This window comes from Streptomyces sp. NPDC101152, from assembly GCF_044768275.1.
Classification (GTDB): Bacteria; Actinomycetota; Actinomycetes; order Streptomycetales; family Streptomycetaceae; genus Streptomyces.
In genome coordinates, this window is the sequence record NZ_JBIWPO010000116.1 from 1 (window position 1) to 5,941 (window position 5,941).

General features: G+C 69.1%; 8 protein-coding genes and 1 pseudogene. 4 read left to right on the plus strand and 5 right to left on the minus strand.

The features are described 5' to 3' along the window. A pseudogene (locus ACIRVK_RS45090) lies at positions 1-128 on the minus strand (MBL fold metallo-hydrolase); the annotation flags it as partial. Beyond that, positions 125-613, minus strand: coding sequence for a hypothetical protein (locus ACIRVK_RS45095; RefSeq protein ID WP_404257919.1), 489 nt, complete (start codon positions 611-613; stop codon positions 125-127). The pseudogene ACIRVK_RS45090 and the gene ACIRVK_RS45095, both read right to left, overlap by 4 nt. Positions 614-738: 125 nt before the next feature. Between ACIRVK_RS45095 and ACIRVK_RS45100 the strand changes: the two genes are divergently transcribed. Next, a complete protein-coding gene (locus tag ACIRVK_RS45100) occupies positions 739-1,176 on the plus strand; it encodes a MarR family winged helix-turn-helix transcriptional regulator (protein ID WP_404257921.1) in 438 nt (145 codons plus the stop codon). Positions 1,177-1,865: 689 nt separating this feature from the next. Further along, positions 1,866-2,015, plus strand: coding sequence for a hypothetical protein (locus tag ACIRVK_RS45105; protein WP_404257923.1), 150 nt, complete (start codon positions 1,866-1,868; stop codon positions 2,013-2,015). Positions 2,016-2,033: 18 nt separating this feature from the next. On the opposite strand, the gene ACIRVK_RS45110 is transcribed toward ACIRVK_RS45105, so the two are convergent. Further along, entirely contained in the window at positions 2,034-3,005 is a 972-nt protein-coding gene (locus ACIRVK_RS45110) for an ester cyclase (RefSeq protein WP_404257925.1), read from the minus strand. 17 nt (positions 3,006-3,022) lie between these two features. Then, the gene (locus ACIRVK_RS45115) at positions 3,023-3,559 is read right to left on the minus strand and encodes an NAD(P)-dependent oxidoreductase (RefSeq protein WP_404257927.1); all 537 of its coding nucleotides are present in this window, start codon (positions 3,557-3,559) and stop codon (positions 3,023-3,025) included. Between the two features lie 456 nt (positions 3,560-4,015). Here ACIRVK_RS45115 and ACIRVK_RS45120 point away from each other — a divergent pair, with 456 nt between their 5' ends. Next, positions 4,016-4,186 carry a hypothetical protein gene (locus ACIRVK_RS45120; protein ID WP_404257929.1) on the plus strand — a complete coding sequence of 57 codons (171 nt, stop codon included), beginning with the start codon at positions 4,016-4,018 and terminating at the stop codon, positions 4,184-4,186. A gap of 31 nt (positions 4,187-4,217) precedes the next feature. After that, the gene (locus ACIRVK_RS45125) at positions 4,218-4,682 is read left to right on the plus strand and encodes a DUF2231 domain-containing protein (RefSeq protein WP_404257931.1); all 465 of its coding nucleotides are present in this window, start codon (positions 4,218-4,220) and stop codon (positions 4,680-4,682) included. Positions 4,683-5,233: 551 nt separating this feature from the next. Here ACIRVK_RS45125 and ACIRVK_RS45130 read toward each other — a convergent pair. Further along, positions 5,234-5,668, minus strand: a complete 435-nt coding sequence (locus ACIRVK_RS45130) for a DedA family protein (RefSeq protein WP_404257933.1) — start codon at positions 5,666-5,668, stop codon at positions 5,234-5,236. Positions 5,669-5,941 lie beyond the last annotated feature (273 nt).

Below are 5,941 nucleotides of genomic sequence, written 5' to 3' on the forward strand. Positions count from 1 at the left end.
CCGTCGGCGCGGGTGAAGGCGGCGTCCACCAGCAGCGCCTCGCTCTCGCCGGTGACGAGGGTGGCCGTCTTGTTCTTGCTGCCGGCCGGGAAGTCGAGGTCGAGGACTTTGAAGGAGAGAGTGCTCATGCGTGCTTCCTCGGGTGAAGGGTGATGGTCGGTGAAATCGCCTCGCGGCGAGGTGTACGACGTGAACCGGGTCGAGGCGGGCAGCCCGTGTCGAGCAGGGGTTCGGCCTTGGGTGCCCTACCGGTCGATCGGGTGGAGGCTGAGGAGGTGGGGTCGGGCGAGTTGGCGCCGTGTACATCGCCGATGTAGAGGCCGAGGCGGGCCTTGTAACGGTCGAGGGCAGCGCGGCTTCTTCTCTCGAACGCGTTCTTGAGGTAGTCGCCCCGCCCAGACCTGTCACCACCGGTAAAGACAACGAGTCGGCCGCCTTCGGCCACGGCCTGCGGGTACAGCGCCCGCAACTGGGCCTCCTCGCTTGAGCCGGTCCGCTCGGCGGTGGAGGAGGTGGCGGCGTCCGCCGAAGTGGGCGCCGCAGACAGGCCGGACGCGAGGACGCCGTCCATGGGAGCTACGACGCCGAAGGCGGCCAGGACGCGCTTTCCCATGGGGCGGACTCCACATCTGTGGGGTGGACACGGCGAAGTATCTGCCGACGCAGACAATATATCTGCCGCAACAGATATTGCAACAGCAGATTCTTCCGCTCACGTCCTTCTGTCATCCTTGAGGAGTGAACGAGCAACTGCTGAACGACGACGACGTGACACTCTTCGGTCTCTTCGTGGAGGCCCACAGCCGCATCAAGCCCCTGGTGAACCGCGATCTCGATATACCGCACACCTGGTTCGAAGTGCTGCTGCGACTGGGCCGCACCCCCGGCCACCAGCTCCGCATGACGGACCTGGCAGAGGCCGTGTCCTTCAGCTCGGGCGGCTTCACCCGGCTCGCCGACCGCATGGAAAAGGAAGGACTCATCCGCCGCGACCCCGATCCTGCCGACCGACGAGCCGCACTCGCCGTACTGACCGACAAGGGCGGTCAGGCGCTCGACCACGCACTGACCGCCCACGTCTCCCACCTGCGCAACCACCTCTCCGGGCCACTCTCGGCCGAGGACCGCCGCCACCTCGGGCGCATCCTGCGCACGCTCCGCGACGCGAACGCGTAAGTTCCCGTCCTTGATCCGGATCACCGTCGCGGGCTTCGGACGTCGCCAGAGCGTGCTTCTGGCTCCACATGACGGGCGTCGGTTCGGCAGGTGTTTTTGTGGACGGTGGGGGTGGGGCGGTCGAGGGCGGCTGTGCACCGCTCGGACCGTTGCCGGGTGCGGGCATGCCGTCAGCGACGGGCGTCTCGGAACGGCGTTCCGGAAACGCCGCGGCCGAACGCCTCGCGAACAACGTAACCGGACTTCGGCTCAGGCGTGAGCAGCCTGCCCAGGCGTTCTTGAGAGCGCATGCCGTGCGTCCACTGCGAGAAGTCGCCGACAGCCATCCGGTCCACCGCGGCGCCTCAGGACGCGCAGGTCTGGCGGGTCCACTGACTGGGCTCGGTGATCTGGGGGTGGTCGGCGTCCAGCCGGCGACCGATCTTGGCGAGCACGCTGCGGTAGCTGCTTCCCGGCGTCCTGGGCCCCCGCCGGGCCTACGACGGCTGTCACGACCCGGTCCTGTACGCCCAGTTCCTCGCGCTGATCGAGGCCGCGTCCAGGCCCAGGCCCAGAGCCTCACCGACACCCCCGACCACGAGGTCACCCGTTTCCTGCGCGGGCGCTGCTTTCTCTTCCCCGCCGTGGCCCGTCGAGGTCACCGACGACGAGCGGAGCGCCGTCCTGACCGACGCGGACGGCGGGGCCCTGTGCCTGCACCGCGCCCTGGACCCCACCGCACCCGACACCCGCCCCGGACGGCGGCCGGCCAGGTCAGCGGCGCCTGGGAGGCGGCCGACGGCACCCGCGCCCGGGCGGTGTTCGTCACCGTGCACGTCGACGGACCGGCACGGGGCTGACGGGCGGGGCCCCGGCCTCTAGAACATGCCGTTGCCGTTGGCCGAGGTCTCCGGGACGTTCTGGATGATGTCCCAGTGCTCGACGATCTTGCCGTTCCGCACCCGGAACAGGTCCAGGATCGCCGCGCCCCGGTCTCCCGGATAGTTGACGTAGTGGCTGTGGACGGCCACCAGGTCGCCCTCGGCGATGATCCGCTTCGGGGTGACCGTCAGTTGCGGTGCCGAGGCGAAGTAATTGCCGAGGCCGACCTTCGCGGCGGGCACGCCGCTCTGCATCTGCGTGTTGTGCTGGAGGTAGCCGGGGTCCCAGTAGCGGTCGAGGGCGGTCAGGTCCTTGTGGACCATGAGCTCGTCGAAGGCCTTGGTGACCAGCGCCTCGTTGGCCTGGGTGAGCCGGTGGTCCAGGGGCTGCGAGACCTGCGGTGAACTCAGCGTGGAGAACATGTCGTTGCCGCTGGCCGTGGTGTCCGGCACGTTCTGGATGACGTCCCAGTGCTCGGCCAGCTTCCCGCCCTGGAAGCGGAAGATGTCGATGACGGCCGCGCCCTTGGTGCCCGGAACCAGCACCACGTTGGAGTGGAGCAGCACGAGGTCGCCTTGGGAGATGACCCGCTTGACGTTGTACCGGGCGTCGGGGAACTGCTGGTGGATCGAGGTGGCCAGGGCCTTGAGGCCCGCCGCCCCGTCGGCCGCGGTCGGATTGTGCTGGATGTAGTCCGGCCGTACGTAGCGGTCGACGACCGAGGTGTCACCGTGCTCGAACACCCTCTTGGTGACGGTGATGGCGACGGCCTTCTGGTAGCCGAGGCGGGCGGCATCGCCGTAGCCGCCATGGCCGTCATGGTCGCCCTGGCCGTGCGCCGCATGTCCGGCGGCCGGGCCGTGCGGGGCCGCCACGGCGGGTACGGCGGCCGCGCCCAGGACCACGGCGGCGGCGAGGAAGGCGACGACGGCTCTGCGGGCGGGGGTGGTGGGGACAGTGGGGGGCATGGTGCGCTCCAAACGTCTCATGCGTGCGGAAGTAACTTGAACTTTAAAACTCTGCATCGGCAGATAATCACCGTGGAGCGGTCCATGTCAACCGTCTTGGTCGGCTCTTGGCTCTCCTTGACCCTCCGCGACTGGTCGCGCGCTCGCCGCCCTTGGTGAACCGCCTTGACCAGCGGGCTGAGCCGGGCCCAGTCGTCGCCCGCGCCCTGCGTGGACGTCAGCACGATGCGACGGATGTCCTGTTCGCCCATGACGGTGAGCGTGTTGCGGGCGGCGTCGGTCATGAACATCGGCGGGCTGACCGGCTTGGCCCACGGGTTGTCGGAGGCGCGGGAGTTGTTGAGGCTGCTGAGCACCGCCTCCGTTCCCTTGGCGGCCTTGCGGATGTCGTCGATGCTGGCGGGCGTGCCCTGGATCAGTTCGCCGCCGGCCGGGGCCTGGACGGTGTCGGGGTTGCGTACGAGGGCGCGGACGCGGTGGCCGCGCACGGCGGCCTGCTTGAGGACGTGGATGCCGGTGCGGCCGCCGCCGCCGAGGACCAGGAGGTTGCTCATGGTGGTCAAACGCCTTTCGGGCAGTTCAGGGGTGGATCAGGCGGCCGGCCGGCCGGTCAGGGCAGAGCCCAGGCGGCGGGCCTCGTCGTGCGCCTGCCCGCGCCGCGGCACCAGCAGCCCGGTCCTGACCGCAGGATCAGCAATCGGCTGCCGGCGCCGGGTGCAGCGCGGAAGCCTGACGCATCGTCTGGTTAGATCACATCGGGCCAACATTGACACACTGTGCCATCTGATGCATCTTGGGCCACATGAGAGCGAGCGGACCGTCGGCCAAATCCTCTTCACCGGGGTCAACAGCGGCTTTCCGGGCCGTACCGATGCCGAACACCGGACTGTCCGGCCTCGGCAACCATGTCGCCGACGCGCCCGGCGCACCGGGAGCCGTCGCCGACAGTCGGGCGCCTCGTTCGGCAGACCCTGCTGAACACCCTCGTCACCACGGCGGTGGCCGGTCCCATGGCCATTCGAGGCGTCTCGCCGGGCAACCAGGCCAACGGCGCCGTCACCGTCACCACGGTCCAGCTGGGGACCGGTGTGGAGCAGACGGTGCCGTTCGTCCGCATGTCGGCTGACTCGTCAGAGAGCTGGCACGAGTCGACCACGGCCGAGCCGGCATTCACGCACTAGGGAACGAGAGCGAGCAGTGTTCAAAGAATTCATGGGTCTCCCCCTGCACCCGCTTGCGGTGCACGCGGCGGTAGTGCTCATCCCGTTGCTGGCGCTGGGCGCTGCTGGATACGCCATGCTGCCCCGGTTCCGCCCCCAGTTGGGCTGGGTGGTGTGGGTGCTCGCGCTGGTGACTCCTCTCATGGCGATCGTCGCCCGGGAGTCCGGTGAAAGCCTGCAGGAAGTGGTCACCGAGAAGCACTACCCGAGCAGCGTGCTTCACAAGGTGACGCAACACGCGGACTACGCCGACACGTTGCAGCTTCTCAGTCTGGGACTCGGTATAACGACCGTTCTGTTGTTGCTGCAGGTTCGCTCGAAGCGCGGAGCCCGTATGCCACGCTGGGCGCCTGCGGCGCTCGTTGTCGTCGTGCTGGGCCTCTCCGGCCTCAATCTCGTCTACTCGTACCTGGCCGGCGACTCGGGCGCCAAGCTGGTCTGGACCGGAGTGCTCTGACGCGCCGTCGGGCTTCACTGGCGGTCAGGCAGTTCGCCGCCGTCCACGCAGGACGGTGTGGCGGTGGACGGCCTGACCGACAACGCCGGAGCGGTTCGAACCGCTGCCCGAGACCTGCGAATGGGGGCCCGGGCCGAGGGCGTGACGGGCGGCTGATCGTCGCGACCAGCTCCACACCGGTCTGGCCTTCGACGGCATTCAGCGTCCGTGGGAGCGTCGAGGCGGCTGCTCCGCCGCCCGCCAGTGCCCGGTCGACCCGTCCGACCTCGCTCCGCGGTGCTGAGAAGCCTCATGCCGTTCTCACCGAGCTCGCGCCGGGTGCTGACATGCGCGGCCGCTGGGGTACCTGGGGAGAAGGGCGGGACGTCGGCGATCACCAGCGTCGGTGCCGAATCCGACGCCTTTGGCGTGCGGCGGCGTGGGTCTGTCGAGGGTGCGGGCGACCCGTGCCTGCGTCGGTGCCGGGCGGTCAGTGCAGGTCCCGCCGGGGAGTTCTCGGGGTGGGCGAGCTGTCTGCCGGTTTTCCTGCGCTGCCCGGCGCGTCCCATGGACTACTTCTCCTCGGAATACGTGACGACGCGCATTGGCCGCTGTCCGCAGGTTCGAGGAACCCCGCCCGACGCCACCACGGCACTCGCGGCCTGCACGCGGCCGCGACGGCGCTTGAGGACCCGAACAACGCAGAACAGCGCCACAGCAACGGCGGCAAGCACGGCGGCGCCGATCAGCCCCGCCGAGTGCAGGACACTGGTCGCCGCCGTGCCGACGAAGTAGCCGAGGAGCACGTTACCGGTGCCCCAGACCAGCGATGCGGTCGCGCTGCAGAAGAAGCGGCGGTACGGCATGCCGGACGCTCCGGCGGCGAAGGGCAGGAAGGCCCGGATGACTCCGACGAACCTGCCGGTGAGCACGGCGGCTCCGCCGTGACGCGTCAGGAACGTCTGGGCCTTGCCGCTCCAGCCGTCGGATCGGAGCCGGCGCGCCAGTCAAGTGCCTTGATGCCGTCCGCAACGTCGGCCCAGCGCGTAACCGAGGCCAGGGGCCGCCGACCTGACGGTCGGCGGCCCCTCAAGCATGCTCATACTCCCCACCCTCCCCACATCGTCCGAAGCCGGAACAAGTGAGGAAGAGAAGCAGCCCTGGCCGATTTCAAGAATCTCATCACCGTTCGGAGTCGTGAGGCCGATGCGCGGCAGCACGCACTCCTCAGGGCACTCGCTCACCGCTGCAGCTGTATGCGGGCCGAAGACGGCCCTGGG

Bases quoted from the DNA above. Each gene is read 5' to 3' on its own strand.
- ACIRVK_RS45095 (WP_404257919.1), bottom strand. From the start codon at position 613: ATGGGAAAGCGCGTCCTGGCCGCCTTCGGCGTCGTAGCTCCCATGGAC.
- ACIRVK_RS45110 (WP_404257925.1), bottom strand. From the start codon at position 3,005: ATGCCCCCCACTGTCCCCACCACCCCCGCCCGCAGAGCCGTCGTCGCC.
- ACIRVK_RS45115 (WP_404257927.1), bottom strand. From the start codon at position 3,559: ATGAGCAACCTCCTGGTCCTCGGCGGCGGCGGCCGCACCGGCATCCAC.
- ACIRVK_RS45120 (WP_404257929.1), top strand. From the start codon at position 4,016: ATGGCCATTCGAGGCGTCTCGCCGGGCAACCAGGCCAACGGCGCCGTC.
- ACIRVK_RS45125 (WP_404257931.1), top strand. From the start codon at position 4,218: ATGGGTCTCCCCCTGCACCCGCTTGCGGTGCACGCGGCGGTAGTGCTC.